The 18,529-nt window shown below is 73.5% G+C and carries 19 protein-coding genes and 1 pseudogene; 5 read left to right on the forward strand and 15 right to left on the reverse strand.

The window, feature by feature from the left end:
* Window positions 1–19: 19 nt before the first annotated feature.
* A complete protein-coding gene (locus ADY01_RS18020; protein ID WP_049574131.1) occupies window positions 20–910 on the reverse strand; it encodes a LysR family transcriptional regulator in 891 nt (296 codons plus the stop codon).
* Between the two features lie 92 nt (window positions 911–1,002).
* Here ADY01_RS18020 and ADY01_RS18025 point away from each other — a divergent pair, with 92 nt between their 5' ends.
* Genes ADY01_RS18025 through ADY01_RS18035 form a run of 3 tightly spaced genes read left to right on the forward strand, consistent with a single transcriptional unit; the run spans window position 1,003 to window position 4,470 of the window.
* Window positions 1,003–1,782, forward strand: coding sequence for a succinate dehydrogenase cytochrome b subunit (locus ADY01_RS18025; protein WP_078900388.1), 780 nt, complete (start codon window positions 1,003–1,005; stop codon window positions 1,780–1,782).
* A gap of 4 nt (window positions 1,783–1,786) precedes the next feature.
* Complete coding sequence (locus ADY01_RS18030; protein ID WP_049574137.1) at window positions 1,787–3,730, forward strand: fumarate reductase/succinate dehydrogenase flavoprotein subunit; 1,944 nt, start codon at window positions 1,787–1,789, stop codon at window positions 3,728–3,730.
* Window positions 3,727–4,470, forward strand: coding sequence for a succinate dehydrogenase/fumarate reductase iron-sulfur subunit (locus tag ADY01_RS18035; protein ID WP_049574139.1), 744 nt, complete (start codon window positions 3,727–3,729; stop codon window positions 4,468–4,470). Before ADY01_RS18030 ends, ADY01_RS18035 begins: the two co-directional genes overlap by 4 nt.
* 160 nt (window positions 4,471–4,630) lie before the next feature.
* Here ADY01_RS18035 and ADY01_RS18040 read toward each other — a convergent pair whose 3' ends face one another.
* The 11 genes from ADY01_RS18040 to hisD all read right to left on the reverse strand — a co-directional run bounded on the left by ADY01_RS18040 (window position 4,631) and on the right by hisD (window position 13,872).
* On the reverse strand, window positions 4,631–5,674 hold the full coding sequence (locus ADY01_RS18040; RefSeq protein WP_049574141.1) for a pectate lyase family protein: 1,044 nt from the start codon (window positions 5,672–5,674) through the stop codon (window positions 4,631–4,633).
* A gap of 54 nt (window positions 5,675–5,728) precedes the next feature.
* Window positions 5,729–6,763, reverse strand: a complete 1,035-nt coding sequence (locus ADY01_RS18045) for a pectate lyase family protein (RefSeq protein WP_078900389.1) — start codon at window positions 6,761–6,763, stop codon at window positions 5,729–5,731.
* A gap of 12 nt (window positions 6,764–6,775) precedes the next feature.
* On the reverse strand, window positions 6,776–7,846 hold the full coding sequence (locus ADY01_RS18050; protein ID WP_049574144.1) for a pectate lyase family protein: 1,071 nt from the start codon (window positions 7,844–7,846) through the stop codon (window positions 6,776–6,778).
* Between the two features lie 246 nt (window positions 7,847–8,092).
* Window positions 8,093–8,863: an imidazole glycerol phosphate synthase subunit HisF gene (gene hisF / locus ADY01_RS18055; RefSeq protein WP_049574146.1), complete on the reverse strand. Its 771-nt coding sequence runs from the start codon at window positions 8,861–8,863 to the stop codon at window positions 8,093–8,095.
* Window positions 8,860–9,255 carry a Rid family hydrolase gene (locus ADY01_RS18060; protein WP_049574150.1) on the reverse strand — a complete coding sequence of 132 codons (396 nt, stop codon included), beginning with the start codon at window positions 9,253–9,255 and terminating at the stop codon, window positions 8,860–8,862. The genes hisF and ADY01_RS18060 overlap by 4 nt, the downstream gene beginning before the upstream one ends.
* On the reverse strand, window positions 9,252–9,971 hold the full coding sequence (priA, locus tag ADY01_RS18065; RefSeq protein ID WP_049574154.1) for a bifunctional 1-(5-phosphoribosyl)-5-((5-phosphoribosylamino)methylideneamino)imidazole-4-carboxamide isomerase/phosphoribosylanthranilate isomerase PriA: 720 nt from the start codon (window positions 9,969–9,971) through the stop codon (window positions 9,252–9,254). Before priA ends, ADY01_RS18060 begins: the two co-directional genes overlap by 4 nt.
* Window positions 9,971–10,612, reverse strand: coding sequence for an imidazole glycerol phosphate synthase subunit HisH (gene hisH / locus ADY01_RS18070; protein WP_049574157.1), 642 nt, complete (start codon window positions 10,610–10,612; stop codon window positions 9,971–9,973). The genes priA and hisH overlap by 1 nt, the downstream gene beginning before the upstream one ends.
* 2 nt (window positions 10,613–10,614) lie before the next feature.
* Window positions 10,615–10,773 carry a hypothetical protein gene (locus ADY01_RS39815; protein ID WP_049574160.1) on the reverse strand — a complete coding sequence of 53 codons (159 nt, stop codon included), beginning with the start codon at window positions 10,771–10,773 and terminating at the stop codon, window positions 10,615–10,617.
* A gap of 2 nt (window positions 10,774–10,775) precedes the next feature.
* Window positions 10,776–11,366 (reverse strand): imidazoleglycerol-phosphate dehydratase HisB, encoded by a 591-nt coding sequence (hisB, locus tag ADY01_RS18080; protein WP_049574162.1) that lies wholly within the window; start codon window positions 11,364–11,366, stop codon window positions 10,776–10,778.
* Window positions 11,363–12,481, reverse strand: a complete 1,119-nt coding sequence (locus ADY01_RS18085) for a histidinol-phosphate transaminase (RefSeq protein ID WP_049574165.1) — start codon at window positions 12,479–12,481, stop codon at window positions 11,363–11,365. The genes hisB and ADY01_RS18085 overlap by 4 nt, the downstream gene beginning before the upstream one ends.
* Entirely contained in the window at window positions 12,478–13,872 is a 1,395-nt protein-coding gene (gene hisD / locus ADY01_RS18090; RefSeq protein ID WP_078900390.1) for a histidinol dehydrogenase, read from the reverse strand. Before hisD ends, ADY01_RS18085 begins: the two co-directional genes overlap by 4 nt.
* A 91-nt stretch (window positions 13,873–13,963) precedes the next feature.
* On the opposite strand from hisD, the gene ADY01_RS18095 reads away from it, so the two are divergent.
* The gene (locus ADY01_RS18095) at window positions 13,964–14,716 is read left to right on the forward strand and encodes an LON peptidase substrate-binding domain-containing protein (protein WP_049574168.1); all 753 of its coding nucleotides are present in this window, start codon (window positions 13,964–13,966) and stop codon (window positions 14,714–14,716) included.
* 37 nt (window positions 14,717–14,753) lie between these two features.
* Entirely contained in the window at window positions 14,754–15,227 is a 474-nt protein-coding gene (gene ybaK / locus ADY01_RS37165; protein ID WP_049574171.1) for a Cys-tRNA(Pro) deacylase, read from the forward strand.
* Between the two features lie 732 nt (window positions 15,228–15,959).
* Here ybaK and ADY01_RS18110 read toward each other — a convergent pair.
* From ADY01_RS18110 to ADY01_RS18120, 3 genes and pseudogenes are all read right to left on the reverse strand, one after another.
* Window positions 15,960–16,727: an ABC transporter permease gene (locus ADY01_RS18110; RefSeq protein ID WP_078900391.1), complete on the reverse strand. Its 768-nt coding sequence runs from the start codon at window positions 16,725–16,727 to the stop codon at window positions 15,960–15,962.
* Complete coding sequence (locus ADY01_RS18115; protein WP_049574174.1) at window positions 16,724–17,737, reverse strand: ABC transporter ATP-binding protein; 1,014 nt, start codon at window positions 17,735–17,737, stop codon at window positions 16,724–16,726. The genes ADY01_RS18110 and ADY01_RS18115 overlap by 4 nt, the downstream gene beginning before the upstream one ends.
* A 208-nt stretch (window positions 17,738–17,945) precedes the next feature.
* Window positions 17,946–18,529: pseudogene (locus ADY01_RS18120) on the reverse strand (NYN domain-containing protein); the annotation flags it as partial.

The raw sequence follows: 18,529 nt of genomic DNA on the forward strand, positions 1-18,529 counted from the left end.
CCCCCCACCCAACACCCCGCTAGCCCAGCCGGTCCCGATGAGTGAGCAGGATCCGCTGGAGCTCGCGGGCAGCGCGAGGCGGGGACACGTCGCCCCGGTGGGCGACCGAGATGGTGCGGTGCAGGCCCGGGGCGGCGAACGGGGTGGTGTGCAGGCCGGAGCGGTCGGCCACCATGCGCGGGACGACGGCCAGGCCGAGCCCGGCACGGACGAAGCCGAGGACCGCGTCCATCTCGCCGCCCTCCACGCTGTAGGACGGCTCGAAGCCCGCGCCCTGGCACGCAGCGAGCGTCAGTTCACGCAGGTCGTAGCCGTGCCGGAACATGACCAGCGGCCGGTCCCGCAGGTCGCCGATCGTGATCCGGTGCCGGTCGACCGGCGGCGGCAGGTCCGGGGACGAGATCACCACCAGCTCCTCCCGCAGCAGCTCCTCGGTGGCCAGTGCCGGGGCCTGCCCGGGCAGCGGGGTGATGATCAGCGCCAGGTCGAGCTCGCCCTCGGCGAGGATCCGCACCAGGTCCTGCGAGCCGTCCTCGTGGACGAACAGCTCGACGCCCGGGTAGCTGTCGCGGAACGTGCGCAGCACCCCCGGCACCAGGGAGGCGCACAGGCTGGGGGTCGCGCCCAGGCGCACGCGCCCGCGCCGGAGCTGGGCCACCTCCTGGACCTCACGCCGCGCGGTCTCCGCGTCCGCGAGGATGCGGCGGGCCAGCGGCAGCAGCGCGGTGCCCGCGTCGGTGAGCGAGATGTGCCCCCGGGCGCGGTGGAACAGTTCCGCGCCCAGCTCGCGCTCCAGCGCGCGGATCTGCTGCGAGAGCGAGGGCTGCGCGACGTGCTCCCGCCGTGCCGCGCGCGTGAAGTGGCGGGTGTCGGCCACCGCCGCGAAGTACCGGAGCTGCTGGAGCTGCATGGCTCCACCGTACCTCCGCATAGAAAACGCCTATCAAGATCAGCGGATTCATGTCTTGGACTGATCCTCGGGGTCCGGCCTACCGTGCCAGCATGGCCTTGGCTACGCGCCCGGAGGGGCGCACCGAACCACCCGCGGAGCAGCGCACCGCGCGGAAGACCGCGAGCACCGCGCGGAAGACCCCGGCGCGCCGCCCCTCGACCGCCGTCGGACGGCTCTGGCGGTCGACCATCGGCAAGAAGGCGGTCATGGCCGCCAGCGGCCTGTTCATGCTGCTCTACCTCGTGCTCCACATGGTCGGGAACCTGAAGGTCTTCTTCGGCCCCGACGAGATGAACGGCTACGCGCACTGGCTGCGCACCATCGGCGAGCCGGTGCTGCACCACGAGTGGTTCCTGTGGATCATGCGCGTCGGGCTGGTCGCCGCCGTCGTGGCCCACGCCGTGGCCGCGTACCAGCTCAGCCGCCTCGACATCGCCGCGCGCCCCGTGAAGTACGTGCACCAGCGCCGCCGGGCCAGCTACGCCACCCGCACCATGCGGTGGGGCGGGGTGATCGTCGCCCTCTTCGTCGTCTGGCACATCCTCGACCTGACCACCGGCACGGTGAACCCGAACGGCGAGACCGGCCGCCCGTACCAGAACATCGTGGCCACCTTCGACACCTGGTACGGCAACGTCATCTACGTCACGGCCATGCTCGCCGTCGGCCTGCACATCCGGCACGGCTTCTACGGCGCCGCCCAGACCCTCGGCGCCGGCAGCGCCACCCGCGACCGCGCGTGGAAGGCCACCGCCAACGTTCTCGCCCTCGTCCTGACCGCCGGCTTCCTCTCCGTGCCGCTCGGCGTCATGACGGGCATTGTGGAGTGACGACATGACCTACCTCGACTACACCACCGGCTCCCCCCTCGCCGACACCCGGGCCCCCGAGGTCCCCATCGCCGAACGCTGGGACCGCCGCCGCTTCGAGGCCAAGCTGGTCAACCCGGCCAACCGCCGCAAGCACACCGTGATCGTCGTCGGCACCGGCCTCGCCGGTGGCGCCGCGGGCGCCACCCTGGCCGAACAGGGCTACCACGTCGTCCAGTTCTGCTATCAGGACTCCCCGCGCCGCGCCCACTCCATCGCCGCGCAGGGCGGGATCAACGCCGCGAAGAACTACCGCAACGACGGCGACTCCATCCACCGGCTGTTCTACGACACCGTCAAGGGCGGCGACTTCAGGGCCCGCGAGTCCAACGTCCACCGCCTGGCGCAGGTCTCGGTGGAGATCATCGACCAGTGCGTGGCCCAGGGAGTGCCGTTCGCCCGCGAGTACGGCGGCCTGCTCGACACCCGCTCCTTCGGCGGCGTCCAGGTCTCCCGCACCTTCTACGCCCGCGGGCAGACGGGCCAGCAGCTCCTGCTCGGCGCGTACCAGGCGCTGACCCGCCAGATCGCCGCGGGGAACGTGGAGATGCACCCGCGCACCGAGATGCTCGACCTGATCGTCATCGACGGCAGGGCCCGCGGCATCGTCGCCCGCGACCTGATCACCGGCCGCGTCGACACCTACATCGCCGACGCCGTGGTGCTGGCCTCCGGCGGCTACGGGAACGTCTTCTACCTCTCCACCAACGCCAAGAACTCCAACGCCACGGCCATCTGGCGCGCCCACCGGCGCGGCGCGTTCTTCGCGAACCCCTGCTTCACGCAGATCCACCCCACCTGCATCCCGCGCTCGGGCGAGCACCAGTCCAAGCTGACGCTGATGAGCGAGTCGCTGCGCAACGACGGCCGCATCTGGGTGCCCAAGGAGCGCGGCGACACGCGCGCCCCCGCGGACATCCCCGAGGAGGAGCGGGACTACTACCTGGAGCGGATCTACCCCTCGTTCGGGAACCTGGTCCCCCGCGACATCGCCTCCCGCGCCGCGAAGACCGTGTGCGACGAGGGCCGCGGCGTCGGGCCCGGCGGCCAGGGCGTCTACCTGGACTTCGCCGACGCCATCGCCCGCCTGGGCCGCGACGCCGTCGAGGCCCGGTACGGGAACCTGTTCGAGATGTACGAGCGGATCACCGCGGAGGACCCCTACCAGGTGCCGATGCGGATCTACCCGGCCATCCACTACACGATGGGCGGCCTGTGGGTCGACTACGACCTCCAGACCACGATCCCGGGCCTGTTCGCGATCGGCGAGGCCAACTTCTCCGACCACGGCGCCAACCGGCTGGGCGCCTCGGCGCTCATGCAGGGCCTGGCCGACGGGTACTTCATCCTCCCGGCCACCCTCGCCGACTTCCTCGCCCGCCACCCGCACGACGAGATCCCGGACGACCACCCGGCGGTGCGGGAGGCCACCTCCGGCGTCACGGAGCGCCTGGACAAGCTGCTCGCCAACGACGGTGACCGCACCCCCGACTCGTTCCACCGGGAGCTGGGCGAGCTGCTGTGGGACGAGTGCGGCATGGCCCGCACCGAGGCCGGGCTCCGCAAGGCGCTCGACCGGATCCCGGCGCTGCGCGAGGAGTTCTGGCGGCGGATCACGGTGCCGGGCAGCGGCGAGGAGCTCAACCAGTCGCTGGAGAAGGCCAATCGGGTCGCCGACTACCTGGAGCTGGCGGAGCTGATGTGCCTGGACGCGCTGCACCGCGCCGAGTCCTGCGGCGGCCACTTCCGCGAGGAGAGCCAGACCCCCGACGGCGAGGCGGCGCGCGACGACGAGCGGTTCTCCTACGCCGCCGCCTGGGAGTTCGCCGGCAGCGGCGAAGCGCCGGTCCTGCACCGCGAAGACCTCGCCTTCGAGTACGTCCACCCCACCCAGCGGAGCTACGCGTGAACCTCACCCTGCGCATCTGGCGGCAGTCGGGACCCGACGCCAAGGGCGCCATGACCACCTACGAGGTCACCGGGATCTCCCCCGACATGTCGTTCCTCGAAATGCTCGACACCCTCAACGAGGACCTGATCCTGCGCGGCGAGACGCCCGTCGCGTTCGACCACGACTGCCGCGAGGGCATCTGCGGGGCCTGCGGCATGGTCATCAACGGCCAGGCACACGGCCCCGAGCGCACCACCACCTGCCAGCTGCACATGCGGCACTTCTCCGACGGCGACACCGTCGACATCGAGCCGTGGCGGGCGGCGGCGTTCCCGGTGGTCAAGGACCTGGTGGTGGACCGCTCCGCGTTCGACCGGGTCATCGGCTCGGGCGGCTACATCACCGCCCCCACCGGCAGCGCCCCCGACGCGCACGCGACGCCGGTGCCGAAGGACGCCGCCGACGCGGCGTTCGAGCACGCCGAGTGCATCGGCTGCGGCGCCTGCGTGGCCGCCTGCCCCAACGGGTCGGCGATGCTGTTCACTTCGGCCAAGGTCGTCCATCTGAACGTGCTGCCGCAGGGCGGCCCGGAGCGCGAGAGCCGCGTGCTGGACATGGTCGACACGATGGACGCCGAGGGCTTCGGCGGCTGCACCAACACCGGCGAGTGCGCCACCGTCTGCCCGAAGGGCATCCCGCTCGCGTCGATCACCACGATGAATCGTGAATATCTGCGCGCTCTGCGGAAAGGCGCCTGAGGTACGGCGCCTTCGCCCGTCCCGGAACCGGAGGGCGGTCCTCACGAACGGCAGCGCACCGGGGAAGAGCGGCCCCCGCGCTGGAGGACCGCCCTCTTCTCCCGTTCCCGGCCGCCGACTCGCGACTCGCGGCTCGCGACTCGCGACTCGCGACTCGCGGCTACAGTCCGATGGTGCCGGTGCCCGCGCCCGCCGTGACCAGCGCCTTGATGTCGGTGGCCGGGTCGGGGACGAAGTCGTAGAACGCGGCGGGGTCCTGGACCGGGCCGCCGACCACCGGCAGCCCCGTCTCGCCCACGTAGTGGTTGTTCCGCTCGACGATGTTGCCCGAGGGGCCGGAGTAGTCGTTGGTCATGGGCTCCTCGACGTCCTCGAAGTAGTTGCCCTCGATGAGGCACCCCGAGTCGGCCTGGCAGGCCGGGCCGGTGTCGCTGTTGTCGAAGAAGTAGTTGTTGACGATGTGCACCGGGTCGCCGAACCGCACCCGCGGGTTGCGCTGGGGCGTGCGGTCGTACCAGTTGTGGTGGTAGGTGACCCTCAGGTAGCCGGTGTCCTGGGCCGCGTTGTCGTCGTCGTGGCCCAGCAGCATGTTCTTGGCGTGGTCGTGCGTGTGGTTCCACGACACGGTGATGTAGCTGGAGCCGCGCTTGATGTCGATCAGGCCGTCGTACCCGTCGGCCAGGTCGTTGTGATCGATCCAGACGTGGTGCGAGAACATCTGGACGTTGATCGAATCGTCGCTGGCGTCCCGGAAGTTGAGGTTCCGGATGATCACGTTGTGCACCGCGTCCGGCGGCGGCGCGGTGACGCCGTCGTCCGCCGGCAGGCCGACGTTCAGGCCGCCGCCGGTGATCCCCGAGCCGGCGCCGACGCCGACCACGGTCTTGTCCGAGGCCACGTCGTACATCCCCGGCTCCAGCGCGATCATGCCGTCGACCCGCACCACCCGGGGCCCCTGCGAGGCGATGGCCGCGATCAGGGCGTCCGCCGTGCTCACGGTGGTGGTCGGGCCGCCCGCGCCGCCCGTCGTGCCGTTCTGGCCCAGGGCGTCGTGGCTCGCGAAGCCGAGCGGGGTGTCGGCCGCCGCCGCGGCGGACGCGGATCCGGACGCGGCGAGCGGCTGCGCCGCCGGGGCCGAGGCGGGCAGCGCCGCCGAGAGGGTCAGCAGCGCCGAGACGGCCGCCACCGTGAGACGTCGGTTCATCGTTCCTCCGGTTCGGTGAGTGGCTTCGGTGAAAGGCTTCGGTGAGAGGCGCGGTCAGCCGAGGCGGCCGACGCCCGCCCCCGCCATGACGGTGGCGGGCACGGTGGCGGGGTCCTCGACGGCGTAGGCGTAGTAGGTGCTCGGCTCCACCACCGTGCCGAGGGTCTCCGGGGTGCCCGAGCCGGCATAGACGTTGTCCCGCTCGACCACCCGGCCCGGACCGCTCTCGTCGTAGCCCGAGTAGACGGGGAACGGCACGTTCTCGAAGTGGTTCCCCTCGACCAGCACGCCCGCGTTCTCCGTGGACGCGACGCCGTAGAGGGCGTTGCCCCTGAAGTAGTTGTTGAGAACGTGCACCGGCTCGGCGAAACGGACCCGCGGGTGGCGCTGCTCCGTCCCGTCGAACCAGTTGTGGTGGAACGTCACCCGCAACTTCCCCGTGTCCTGGCTCCCGTTGGCGTCGGAGTGGCCGATGAGCATCGACTTGCTGTGATCGTGGAGGTGGTTCCAGGAGACGGTGATGTAGTCCGCGCCCCGGACGATGTCGATCAGGCCGTCGGCCCCGGCGCTGAAGTCGCAGTGGTCGATCCAGATGTGGTGCGAGTCCTGCTGGACGCTGAGCGCGTCGTCGTCGGCGCCGGTGAACCGCAGATTGCGGATGATCACGTTCTGCCTGCGGTACATGTCCAGGCCGCCGCCCGCGATCTCGGCGCTGTCGCCGAGGCCGATGACCGTCTTGTTCGAACGCAGGCCCTGCTTGCTGCTGATCCGCATCGTGCCCTGGACCTGGATGATGTACGGCTCGTTCCTGTCGCAGTAGTCGAGGAACGTGTCGGCGTCGGTGACCGTGACGGTCTCTCCTCCGGCGCCGCCCGTCGTGCCGTTCTGCCCCAGCGCGTCGACGCCCGCGAAGCCCAGCGGGGAATCGGCGGCCGAGGCGACGCTCGCCCCGGCGCGCACCCCGGCGCGCCTGCTCGACGGGGCGCCGTGCGCGGGCGACGAGACGGCGGTCAGCGCCGCGGCGGTCGCGGCGGTCGCGGCGGTGCCGGTGAGCAGGCGCCGGCGACTGATCGGGAATCGGTGGGTCATGGCCGTGCCCCTTCAGAGCTTTCCGGCACCGGCACCGGCCGGCACGATGGTGGGAACGTCGGCGGCCGGGTCGAGCGCGTAGGCGTAGTACGTGCCCGGCTCGACGACGGAACCGCGGGTCTCGATCTCGTGGTTGCAGTCGACCAGCACGTTGTCCCGCGCCACGAGACGGCCGAGGTCCCCGCTGAAGTCCACGTGCGCCGGGTTGTTGACGCTGTGGAACCAGTTCCCCTCCAGCACCACGCCCGCGTCCATCGCGGAGACGACGCCATAACTGTTGTCGTCGTAGTGGTTGTTGTAGACGTGCACCGTCTCGCCGAAGCGGACCCGGGGATTGCGCTGGTCGGAGGCGTCGAAGAAGTTGTGGTGGTACGTCACCCGCAGACGCCCGTCGTCCTGGGCGCCGTTGGCGTCGTCGTGGCCCAGCAGCAGTGTCTTGTCGTGATCGTGGAAGTGGTTCCAGGAGACCGTCACGTAGTCCGAGCCGCGCTTGACGTCCACCGCGCCGTCGTCGCCGTCCGAGAAGGTGTTGTGGTCGATCCAGACGTGGTGGGAGAACATCTGGACGTTGATCAGGTCGTCGGTGGCGCCGTCGATCGACAGGTTGCGGACGATGACGTTGTGCACCGCGTCGGCGGGCGGCGCGGTGGCGTCCTCGTCCACCGGCAGCCCGATGTTCAGGCCGCCGCCGGTCAGCCGCGCGTCCCCGCCCAGACCGACGATCGTCTTGTCCGACGCCACGTCGTGCATGCCGTCACTGTCGCCGGTCGGCAGCGTGATCACGCCGCTGACCTGCACGGTCAACGGCTCCGGGCGCGCGATGTGCTCCAGGAACGCGTCCGTCGTGGTCACGGTGACGGTCTCGCCGCCCGCGCCCCCGGTGGTGCCGTCCTGGCCCAGCGCGTCCACGCTCGCGAACCCGTCCGCCTCCGCCGCGAGAGGCGCGGCAGCGAGAGGCGCCGCCGCGACAGGCGCGGCAGCGCCGGAGAAGTCGGCGGCGGAGGCGGACGGCACCGGCCCGAACCCCCCGGCGGCCAGCAGGCAGGCCAGCGCCCCGGAGCCCGCGAGTTTTAACCGATTCACTCTCGAAGATCGCACAGAGGTACCCCTTCGCAGACAGGAATGAAGAGGGAGCGGCTCCCGCTCCGAGAGGCCCGGCGAAGAGCGCGCCCGGACCCGGGACACTCGCCCGGGGGCGTCCCGCGACCCCGGGCAAGCGCTTACTATCTGGGACGGTAGGACATGGACAAGAGCATGTCAACTCCAAGTGCCAGAAGGATCACAGCACGTGGAGACTCACAGAAAGCGATTGCCCGGGCCGGCGGTCACTCAGCGGACCGGGTGGCCCGCCCCGCGCAGCGCGCCCTTGACCTCGCCGATGCGCAGGTCGCCGAAGTGGAACACCGAGGCGGCCAGCACCGCGTCCGCGCCCGCCTCGATCGCCGGGGGGAAGTGCCCGGCCCGGCCCGCGCCGCCCGAGGCGATCACCGGCACCGAGACATGCGCGCGCACCGCGGCGATCATCGCCGTGTCGTAGCCGTCCTTGGTGCCGTCCGCGTCCATCGAGTTGAGCAGGATCTCGCCCGCGCCCAGCTCGGCCGCCCGGTGGGCCCACTCCACGGCGTCGATCCCCGTGCCGCGCCGCCCGCCGTGCGTGGTGACCTCGAACCCCGAGGGCGTGGACGTGCCCTCGGGGCAGCGCCGCGCGTCCACCGACAGCACGAGGACCTGCCGCCCGAACCGTTCGGCGATCTCCCGGATCAGCTCGGGCCGCGCGATGGCCGCCGTGTTCACGCCGACCTTGTCCGCGCCCGCGCGCAGCAGCCGGTCCACGTCCTCGGCCGCCCTGACCCCGCCGCCCACCGTGAGCGGTATGAAGACCTGCTCCGCGGTCCTGCGCACCACGTCGTAGGTGGTCTCGCGGTTCCCCGAGGAGGCGGTGATGTCGAGGAACGTCAGCTCGTCGGCGCCCTCGTCGCCGTAGATCCTGGCCATCTCCACCGGGTCCCCGGCGTCCCTGAGGTTCTGGAAGTTGACGCCCTTGACCACCCGCCCGGCGTCCACGTCCAGGCAGGGGATGACGCGCACGGCCAGGCTCATGGCGCCGCTCCCCGGTACGCCTCCAGCTCGACCTCCACCAGCACCCGCGAGTCCGCGAAGCCGGAGACCAGGACGAGCGTGCTGACCGGGCGGACCTCGCCGAACAGCTCACGGTGGGCGCGCCCCACGTCCTCGGCGTCGCGCGCGTGGCTGATGTACAGCCGGGTCCGGACGACCGACGCGGCGCCCAGGCCGAACGGTTCCAGCGCGGCCACCGCCTCCGTCAGCGCCGACCTGGCCTGCTGCTCGTAGGGGTCCCCCAGGGCGGCGGCTCCCGCCACCGGCGGCATGGTGCCGCCGACCAGGACCAGGTCGCCCGCTGCCACCGCCCGCGCCGAGCCGACCGACTCCTGCCAGGGACTCCCGCTCGTCGTCCGCTCCACACCCGTCATCCCGCGACCGCCTCCAGCGCCTCTTCAAGGGTGAACTGCCCGGCGTAGAGCGCCTTTCCGACAATGGCCCCCTCGACACCCTCGTCCACCAGGGTGGCCAGCGCCCGCAGGTCGTCCAGCGAGGAGACGCCGCCGGACGCGACCACGGGCCGGTCGGTGGCGGCGCAGACGCGGCGCAGCAGGTCCAGGTTGGGGCCCTGGAGGGTGCCGTCCTTGTTGATGTCGGTCACCACATAGCGGGCGCAGCCCTCGCGGTCGAGCCGGTCGAGCGTCTCGAACAGGTCACCGCCGTCACGGGTCCAGCCCCGGCCGCGGAGCGTGGTGCCGCGGACGTCGAGGCCGACGGCGACGCGGTCGCCGTGCTCGGCGATGACCTTGGCGACCCAGGCCGGGGACTCCAGGGCGGCGGTGCCGAGGTTGACGCGGGCGCAGCCGGTGGCGAGGGCGGCGGCCAGCGAGTCGTCGTCGCGGATGCCGCCGGAGAGCTCGACGCGGATGTCCATGGCGCGGGCGACCTCGGTGATCCGCTCGCGGTTGTCGCCGGTGCCGAACGCCGCGTCCAGATCGACCAGGTGCAGCCAGGTGGCGCCGGCCCGCTGCCAGGCCAGCGCGGCGGCGAGCGGGTCGCCGTAGGAGGTCTCCGTTCCCGACTCCCCGTGCACGAGGCGGACGGCCTGGCCGTTCCTCACGTCCACGGCGGGCAGCAGTTCCAGCATCAGAGGGTCTCGATCCAGTTGGTGAGGAGGCGGGCGCCGGCGTCCCCGGACTTCTCGGGGTGGAACTGGGTGGCCCACAGCGGGCCGTTCTCCACGGCGGCGACGAAGGGGCGGCCGTGCGTGGCCCAGGTGACCTTGGGCGCGGCCTGGGCGGCGTGGGTGGTGCGCAGCTCCCAGTCGTGGACGGCGTAGGAGTGGACGAAGTAGAACCGGTCCTCGGGCGAGAGCCCGGCGAAGAGCGCGGAGTCGTCGGGGGCGCGGACGGTGTTCCAGCCCATGTGGGGCACGATGTCGGCCTTCAGGGGGCCGACCGTGCCGGGCCACTCGTCCAGGCCCTCGCTCTCCTGGCCGTGCTCGATGCCGCGGGAGAAGAGGATCTGCATGCCGACGCAGATGCCGAGGACGGGCTTGCCCCCGGCGAGCCTGCGGCCCACGGCCCAGTCGCCGCGGGCGGCGCGCAGCCCGTTCATGCAGGCGGCGAACGCGCCGACGCCCGGGACCAGCAGTCCGTCGGCGTTCAGCGCGGCGTCGAGGTCCCGGGTGATCTCCACCGCGGCGCCGGTCCTCGCCACCGCCCGCTCGGCGGAACGGACGTTGCCGAAGCCGTAGTCGAAGACGACGACCTTCTTCCCGGGGGCCACGGCTACAGCTCCAGCCGGAGCACGCCGGCGACCAGGCAGAGCGCGCTGGCGATCCCGAGCAGCACGACGACGCCCCGGGGAAGTCCCTGCCTGGCGAACGAGTAGACGCCGCCGCCCAGGAACAGTCCCACGACGATCAGGAGCGTGGATACGCCGTTCACCGTTAGAGCGCCCCCTTGGTGGAGGGGATGCCGGTCTGCCGCGGGTCCCTCTCGCTGGCGTACCGCAGGGCGCGGGCCAGCGCCTTGAACTGGCACTCGACGATGTGGTGCGCGTTGCGCCCGTAGGGGACGTGGACGTGCAGGGCGACCTGGGCCTGGGCGACGAAGGACTCCAGGATGTGCCGGGTCATGGTGGTGTCGTACGAGCCGATCATGGGGGCCATGCCCTCGGGTTCGCGGTGCACCAGGTACGGGCGCCCGGAGAGGTCGACGGTCACCTGGGCCAGGGACTCGTCGAGGGGCACCGAGGCGTCGGCGAACCGGACGATGCCCCGCTTGTCGCCGAGTGCCTGCTTGAACGCGGCGCCCAGGGCGAGCGCGGTGTCCTCGATGGTGTGGTGGGTGTCGATGTGCAGGTCGCCTTCGGTCTTCACGGCGAGGTCGAAGAGGCCGTGCCGTCCGAGCTGGTCCAGCATGTGGTCGAAGAAGCCGACGCCCGTGGACACGTCGACCTTCCCCGTGCCGTCGAGGTCGATCTCGACGGTCACGGCCGTCTCCTTGGTGGTGCGCTCCACGCGTCCCACGCGGTTCATCCGCTGATCTCCTTCGTCACTGCGCGTACCGCGTCGAGGAACGCGTCGTTCTCCGCGCGGGTCCCTGTGGTGACGCGCAGCCGCCCCGGCACCCCGTTGTCCCGGACCAGCACCCCGCGGTCGAGGAGCCGCTGCCAGACGGCCCGCGCGTCGTCGAAGCGACCGAACTGCACGAAGTTCGCGTCGGACTCGGTCACCTCGCAGCCGATCGCCGTCAGCTCCGCAACGAGCCGGTCGCGTTCGGACTTGAGTTCCTCGACATAGGTGAGCAGCGTATCGGCGAACTCCAGTGCGGCGAGCGCGGTGGCCTGGGTGATCGCCGAGAGGTGGTACGGGAGCCGCACGAGCTGGACCGCGTCCACCACGGCCTCGGCGGCGGCGAGGTAGCCGAGCCGCAGCCCCGCGGCGCCGAACGCCTTGGACATGGTCCGGGTGACGACCAGCAGCGGGCGGTCCTCGATCAGCGGCAGCAGCGAGGGGTGGTGGCTGAACTCCGCGTACGCCTCGTCCACCACCACCAGCGCGCCGCGCTCGTCGCGCGAGGCGGCCTGCGCCGCGTCGTACAGCGCGAGCACGGTCCCGGCCGGGAGGGCGGTGCCGGTCGGGTTGTTGGGGGAGCAGAGGAAGACGATCGCGGGCCGGTGGGCGTGGATCGCGGCCACGGCGGCGTCCGTGTCGATGGAGAAGTCCTCGGTGCGCGGCCCGGAGATCCAGCCGGTGCCGGTGGAGCGCGAGATGAGGGCGTGCATGGAGTAGGACGGGTCGAAGCCGATGGCCGCGCGCCCGGGGCCGCCGAACGCCTGGAGGAGCTGCTGGAGGATCTCGTTGGACCCGTTGGCCGCCCAGACCCGGCCGGTGGTGACCCGGTGGCCCGCGGTGCGGGTGAGGTAGGCAGCGAGCTCGGCGCGGAGCGCGAGGGCGTCGCGGTCGGGGTAACGGTTCAGGTCGCGGGCGGCCTCGGTGACGCGCTCCCCGATGCGCCGCACCAGGGCCTCGGGCGCCGGGTGCGGGCTCTCGTTGGTGTTGAGCCGGACCGGGACGTCGAGCTGCGGCGCGCCGTAGGGGGTCTTGCCGCGCAGCTCGTCCCGGATGGGCAGGTCGTCGATGCGGATCACGTGGTGACCGGTGCCTTCCCGTTCCCCTGGGCGGTGCTGTCCCGACCGCTGTCCCGACCGCTGTCCCGATCGCCGTCCTGCCGTGCCCCCGGCGCGTCGAGCCGGACCGAGACGGCCGTGCCGTGGGCGGGCAGGTCCTCCGCCTCGGCGAGGGCGACGACGTGGTGGGCGACGTCGGCGAGGGCGGCGCGGTCGTAGGCCACGACGTGGATGCCGCGCAGGAACGACTGCACGGACAGGCCCGAGGAGTGGCAGGCGCAACCGCCGGTCGGCAGCACGTGGTTGGAGCCCGCGCAGTAGTCGCCGAGGGAGACCGGGGAGTGCGGGCCGACGAAGACGGCCCCGGCGTTCCGCACGCGGGCGGCGACGTCGGCCGCGTTCTCCGTCTGGATCTCCAGGTGCTCGGCCGCGTAGGCGTCGGCGACCGCGAGGCCGTGGTCGAGGTCGCGGACCAGGACGGTGGCGGACTGCCGCCCGGCCAGGGCCTCGGCGATGCGCCGGTGGTGCTTGGCGGCCGGGACCTGGACGCGCAGCTCGGCGTCCACGGCGTCGGCCAGCGCGGCGGACGGCGTGACCAGGACGGCCGCGGCCAGCTCGTCGTGCTCGGCCTGGCTGACGAGGTCGGCCGCGACCAGCCGGGGGTCGGCGCTGTCGTCGGCGAGGACGGCGATCTCGGTGGGGCCCGCCTCGGCGTCGATGCCGACGATGCCGCGCAGCAGGCGCTTGGCGGCGGCCACGTACACGTTCCCCGGTCCCGTGACCAGGGAGACGCGGGCGCACTCCTCGGTGCCGTGCGCGAACATGGCGATCGCCTGGGCGCCGCCCGCCGCGTGCACCTCCTCCACGCCGAGCAGCGCGCAGGCGGCCAGGACGGCGGGGTGCGGCAGCCCGCCGTGCTCGGCCTGCGGCGGGGAGGCGACGGCGAGCGAGCCGACGCCCGCCTCCTGCGCGGGCACCACGTTCATGACCACGGAGGAGGGGTAGACGGCCTGGCCGCCGGGGACGTAGAGGCCGACGCGCTCGACGGGCACCCACCGCTCGGTGACGGTGCCGCCCGGGACGACGCGAACGGTCGTGTCGGAACGCCGCTGCTCGCGGTGCACGAGGCGGGCGCGCCGGACCGACTCCTCCAGGGCCGCGCGCACGGCGGGGTCCAGCCCGGCCAGCGCGCGGTCCAGCGCCTCGGCCGGGACGCGGGTGCGCTCGATGGCGACCCGCTCGAACCGCCGCGCGTACTCGACCAGCGCCGCGGTGCCGCGATGGCGCACGTCGTCGCAGATGGGCCGCACCTTCGCCAGGGCGGCCTCGACGTCGAACGCGGCGCGGGGCAGCAGGTCGCGGTCGATCACATCCGGGGAGGACGTGTCGCGCAGATCGATTCGGGTCAGCACCGCTCCAGTCTCGCAGACCACTTCCGTGGGCCGGGACCGCGTTTCACCATGCGGTCCACGGCCGGAAAGCCAACCGATAGGCTGGCCGGTCGTGACGACCACGCGCCTGCCACTCTTCCCGCTCAACACCGTGCTGTTCCCCGGGCTCGTGCTGCCGCTCAACGTCTTCGAGGCCAGGTACCGGGCGATGATGCGGGACCTGCTCGACCTCCCCGAGGACGGGACGCGGCCGTTCGGCGTCGTCGCGATCAGAGACGGCCACGAGACGGCGCCCAGCTCGCTGGGGCTCCCGGACGGCTCCGAGCCGCCGGAGGCGGGGCCCGCGGCCGGGTTCGCCACGGACCCGTCGCTCTCCTTCCACCCGGTGGGCTGCGTCGCGGACGCCTCGACGATCAGGCCGCGGGGGGAGGAGGATCCGCCCGAGAGCTACGAGGTGCTGGCGACCGGCACGACGCGTTTCCGGCTGGTGTCGGTGGACGCGAGCGGCCCCTATCTCACGGCCGAGGTCGAGCCGCTGCCCGAGGTGGCGGGCGAGGGCGCGGGGGCGCTCGCCTCCGGCGTGCTGCGGGCGTTCCGCTCCTACCAGAAGGTGCTGGCCGGGGCGAACGAACGGACCCTGGCGCCGGGCCAGGAGCTGCCGGAGGACCCCTCGGTGGTCTCCTACCTGGTGGCGGCGGCGACGATGCTGTACACGGGCGACAAGCAGCGGCTGCTCCAGGCCAAGGACACGGCGACGCGCCTGGCCGAGGAGCTGCGGATCCTGCGGCAGGAGACGGCCCTGATCGGCAAGCTCCCCTCGGTGCCCGGCGCCGAGTACACGGTCCGCCCGACGAGCCTGAACTGACCGGCTCCGACCGGCGACCCGACGAACGGACGGTGGTATGGCGGGCACCCCCGCGACGGTGGCCGCGACGCGCGCGGGCGTCGCGTTCACCCTGCACTCCTACACGCACGACCCGGCGGCGGCCTCCTACGGCGAGGAGGCGGCCAGGGCGCTCGGCGTCGAGCCGGGCCGCGTGCTGAAGACGCTGGTGGCCGACACCGACGCGGGCCTGACGGTGGCGGTGGTGCCGGTCTCGTCCTCGCTCGCCCTGAAGTCGCTGGCCAAGGCGGTGGGGGCCAAACGCGCCGCGATGGCGGACCCCGCGGCGGCGGAGCGCGCCACCGGCTATGTGCGGGGCGGCATCTCGCCGCTGGGGCAGCGCAAGCGGCTGCGCACGGTGGTGGACGCCTCGGCGCGGGAGCACCCGACGGTCTTCGTCTCGGCGGGCCGCCGGGGGCTCGAAATGGAGCTCTCCCCCGCCGACCTGATCACGTTGACCGGGGCCCTGACGGCCGGGATCGCCCGGAGCTGAGCGACGCCCGCGTCACTCGCCCTCGCGCCCGCGCCCGCCCTCGGGCTCCCGCTCGTGCCACCGGGGGAACTCGGCGGGAACGGCGGCGGCCGAGTCGGGGGGGGCGAGAGCGCGGTGGGGAGGTGGAAGCCGACGGCCGCGAACGGCAGGGCCAGCAGAACGCCGTGGGCGCCCAGTTCCAGGGGCGCTTCGAAGACGTTGTCCACGCCCGCGGACCGCGCCGCCGCGACGATGTCGTCGGAGGGGCCGAGCCACATGCCCAGCTGCCAGGCCAGCCACGAGCCGGCCAGCGCGCCCCCCGCGAGCCCCAGCGCCACCGCGACGCCCCCGCCGCGCCGCATCAGGAAGACCACGATCCCGGCGACCGCCCCGACCCCGAGACCCACCAGCAGGAAGACCCCGTCGGCGGCGACGGCCTGCTGCCCCTCCGAGTTCGCCAGGAGCACCGCCCGCCCGTCCGAGACCAGCGGAACGCGGGGCGCCAGCCACACCCACAGCAGCCCGAGCACCAGGCCGCCGAGGACGGCGACCGGCACCGCGACGCGCAGGGCGTCGGCTATCTCGCGCCGCCAGTCCCCCGAGGACGCCCCCGAGACGGGCGGCGCCTCGCCCGGGAGCGAGGATGCGGAGTGGTGGTCCGGCGCAGGCTGGGGAGCGGTCACCCTGTCATCCTGCCAGGTCCGGCCGCCTGTTCGGGCGCGGGGAGGGCCGTTCGGGCGTATGAGCGGATGATCAACGCAGGGCGGCCCGGCGGTAGGCCCACGTCGCCAGGGCGAGGGCCACGGCGCCCGCGGCGGCGCAGACGGCGAGGTCGGCGGCGGCCGATCCCCAGTCGGGGCGGGGCGCGAGCGCGGTGGCGAGGGCGTCCACGCCGTAGCTGGAGGGCAGCAGGTCGCGCAGCAGCCGCACGGGCTCGGGCAGCCGCCCCGCGGGGAGCACGCCGAGCAGCAGCGCCGCCGACATCCCGAGCTGGCCGCAGAGGGTCGCCAGCTCGGCGCGCGGGGCGAGCAGGCCGAGCGCCGCGCCGAGCCCGGCGAGGGCGGCTCCGGCCAGCGGCACGACGGCCAGCAGGATCCACAGGCCGCCCAGGGGCAGCTGGTAGAGCAGGCCGCCGCCGACGGCGGTGACCACGACGCCGGGCACGGTGAACGAGGCGTAGGCGGCGGCCGTGCCCAGCGCCACCGCCGCGGCGGGCACCGGCAGGGTGGCGTAGTGGTCCAGGCCCCCGGCGGCCCTGAGGTGGCCGAAGTACTGGGCGAGGAGGTTCAGGGCGACGAACGCCACGACGAGCACCGCGGACCCGGCGACCACGGCCCGCGCCTCCTCGCCCTCGCCCCCGTCGACGACGCCCCGCATCAGGACCATGATCCCGATCGACTGGAAGGTGGCGACGAAGAGCAACGGGATCCGCGCGACCCGCGCCCGGGAGAGCTGCGCGCGGTAGACGGCCCCCAGCGCGGGCCACGCCCGCACCCCCGCGGCCAGCGGATAGGCGCTCACGGGGAACGCTCCAGGCCGGAGCGCTCCAGGCCGGAACGCTCCGGGCCCGCGCCACGGCCGCCGAGCGAGAGGTAGACGTCCTCCAGGCTGGGCGTGGCCAGCGTGAAGTCGTCCAGGGCCTCGAACGCCGGGCCCGAGGTCACCGCGGCGACCGCGGCGCGCGCCCGGTCGGCGGGCATCCGCAGCGTCCAGCGGCGGCCGGCGACGACCGCGGCGGCGTACAGGGCGGCGATCTCGACGTCGAGCAGCGGCGGGTCCCGGCGCCAGACCAGGTCGAGGCGCACGTCCGGGCCGACCATGGCCTTCAGCCCGCCGGGGGTGTCGCAGGCGATGACGCGCCCCGCGTCCAGGACGGCGACGCGGTCGAGGACGGTCTCGGCCTCGATGACGTTGTGGGTGACCAGCACCACCGTGGTGCCGTCCCGGGTGCGGCGCCGGTCGATGGCGGCCCACACCGCCCGCCGCGCCACCGGGTCCATGCCCGCGGTGGGCTCGTCGAGCACCAGCACCGGGCGGCGGCCCACGAGCGTCGCGGCGACGCAGGCCAGCCTGCGCTGGCCGCCGGAGAGCCGCTTCAGCGGCCGGGAGGCGACGGCGGTCAGGTCCAGCTCGTCCAGGACCGCGGCGGACTCGGCGCGGGCGGCGTCGGCGTCCAGGCCGCGGAGCCTGGCGGTGGTCTCGGCGGCGAGCGCGACGGTCAGCTCGTCCAGCGCGGAGGACTCCTGGCCGAGGTAGGCCAGCAGCCGGGCGGCGCGGCGCGGGTGGCGGACCAGGTCGTGGCCGAGGAGCGTCACGCTGCCCGCGTCGGGGCGCAGCAGCCCGGTGAGCTGCCGCACGAGGGTGGTCTTGCCCGCGCCGTTGGGGCCGAGGAGGCCGAAGACCTCGCCGCGGGCCACGTCGAGCGCGATGCCGTCGCTGGCGGTGACGGGCTCCTGGTGAGCGGCGGCGGCCCGGCCGCGCGCGCGGCCGAGGCGGCGGCCGGCGGAGTAGGTCTTGGTGAGCCCGCGCACGGTGTACGCGGCCCGCGCCGCCGGGGTGCCCGCCGGTGCGCGCGGTGCTGCTGCGGTCGGGGACCCCGCCCGTGCGATCGATGCGGCCACGGCCAGGAGCCTACGCGGCGCGGGGCCGCGCACGGACACCGGGGCACGTTTCGGTCAAGTCGCCGCGGCCGGGGCGCGGGGCCCGGGAAACGGGTCCGGGTCCGGGTCCGGGTCCGGGTCAGGAGGTGCGCTCGGCGCCGGTCCTGCCGTCGACCTCGCGCCAGAACCCGGCGCGGATCGCGTATCTGTCCTGCTCGTCGATCTGGTCGTCCTTGTGCGTCAGCAGCCCGAAGCGGGCGGCGTAGCGCAGCAGTTCACCGTCGATGCGGTGCGGGATGCGCGGGTACTCGCCGGAGAGCTGCTGCAAGTGGCCCTGCCCCGAGAGGCGTTCGGCCCAGCGGCGCGCGAAGACCTGGCCCACCTCGAACGGGTCGCCTCCGACCGCCGTGATGTCCTCCTCGCGGTCCGCCCACCGCTGCTCGGCCGTCGTCAGCTGCGAGAGCATTGGGAGCCCCGCGATCTCGGCCGACTCCTCGGGGATGCCGCGGTCCACCCAGCCCCGGTCGGACGACCAGCGCAGCGTGGCCGTCGCGGGGGGAGGCACGGGCCGGCCGAGGGAGGCGAGGTCCTTCGGCGTGGGCACGCCCTTGGCGGCGGGGGCAGCGCCGTCGCGGTGCTCGGGCCCGGCAAGGGGCTCCTCCGCCTGGGGCGTGCCGTTCTTCCCGGCACCCGCGGGCTCGCGGGGGGTGGGCTGCGGGGTGC

This window comes from Streptomyces sp. SBT349 (assembly GCF_001083795.1).
Classification (GTDB): Bacteria; Actinomycetota; Actinomycetes; order Streptomycetales; family Streptomycetaceae; genus Streptomyces.

What these genes read in the sequence shown, in the direction of transcription:
- ADY01_RS18020 (WP_049574131.1), bottom strand. Translation starts at nt 910, where the DNA reads ATGCAGCTCCAGCAGCTCCGGTACTTCGCGGCGGTGGCCGACACCCGC.
- ADY01_RS18025 (WP_078900388.1), top strand. Translation starts at nt 1,003, where the DNA reads ATGGCCTTGGCTACGCGCCCGGAGGGGCGCACCGAACCACCCGCGGAG.
- ADY01_RS18030 (WP_049574137.1), top strand. Translation starts at nt 1,787, where the DNA reads ATGACCTACCTCGACTACACCACCGGCTCCCCCCTCGCCGACACCCGG.
- ADY01_RS18040 (WP_049574141.1), bottom strand. Translation starts at nt 5,674, where the DNA reads ATGAACCGACGTCTCACGGTGGCGGCCGTCTCGGCGCTGCTGACCCTC.
- ADY01_RS18045 (WP_078900389.1), bottom strand. Translation starts at nt 6,763, where the DNA reads ATGACCCACCGATTCCCGATCAGTCGCCGGCGCCTGCTCACCGGCACC.
- hisF (WP_049574146.1), bottom strand. Translation starts at nt 8,863, where the DNA reads ATGAGCCTGGCCGTGCGCGTCATCCCCTGCCTGGACGTGGACGCCGGG.
- ADY01_RS18060 (WP_049574150.1), bottom strand. Translation starts at nt 9,255, where the DNA reads ATGACGGGTGTGGAGCGGACGACGAGCGGGAGTCCCTGGCAGGAGTCG.
- priA (WP_049574154.1), bottom strand. Translation starts at nt 9,971, where the DNA reads ATGCTGGAACTGCTGCCCGCCGTGGACGTGAGGAACGGCCAGGCCGTC.
- hisB (WP_049574162.1), bottom strand. Translation starts at nt 11,366, where the DNA reads ATGAACCGCGTGGGACGCGTGGAGCGCACCACCAAGGAGACGGCCGTG.
- ybaK (WP_049574171.1), top strand. Translation starts at nt 14,754, where the DNA reads ATGGCGGGCACCCCCGCGACGGTGGCCGCGACGCGCGCGGGCGTCGCG.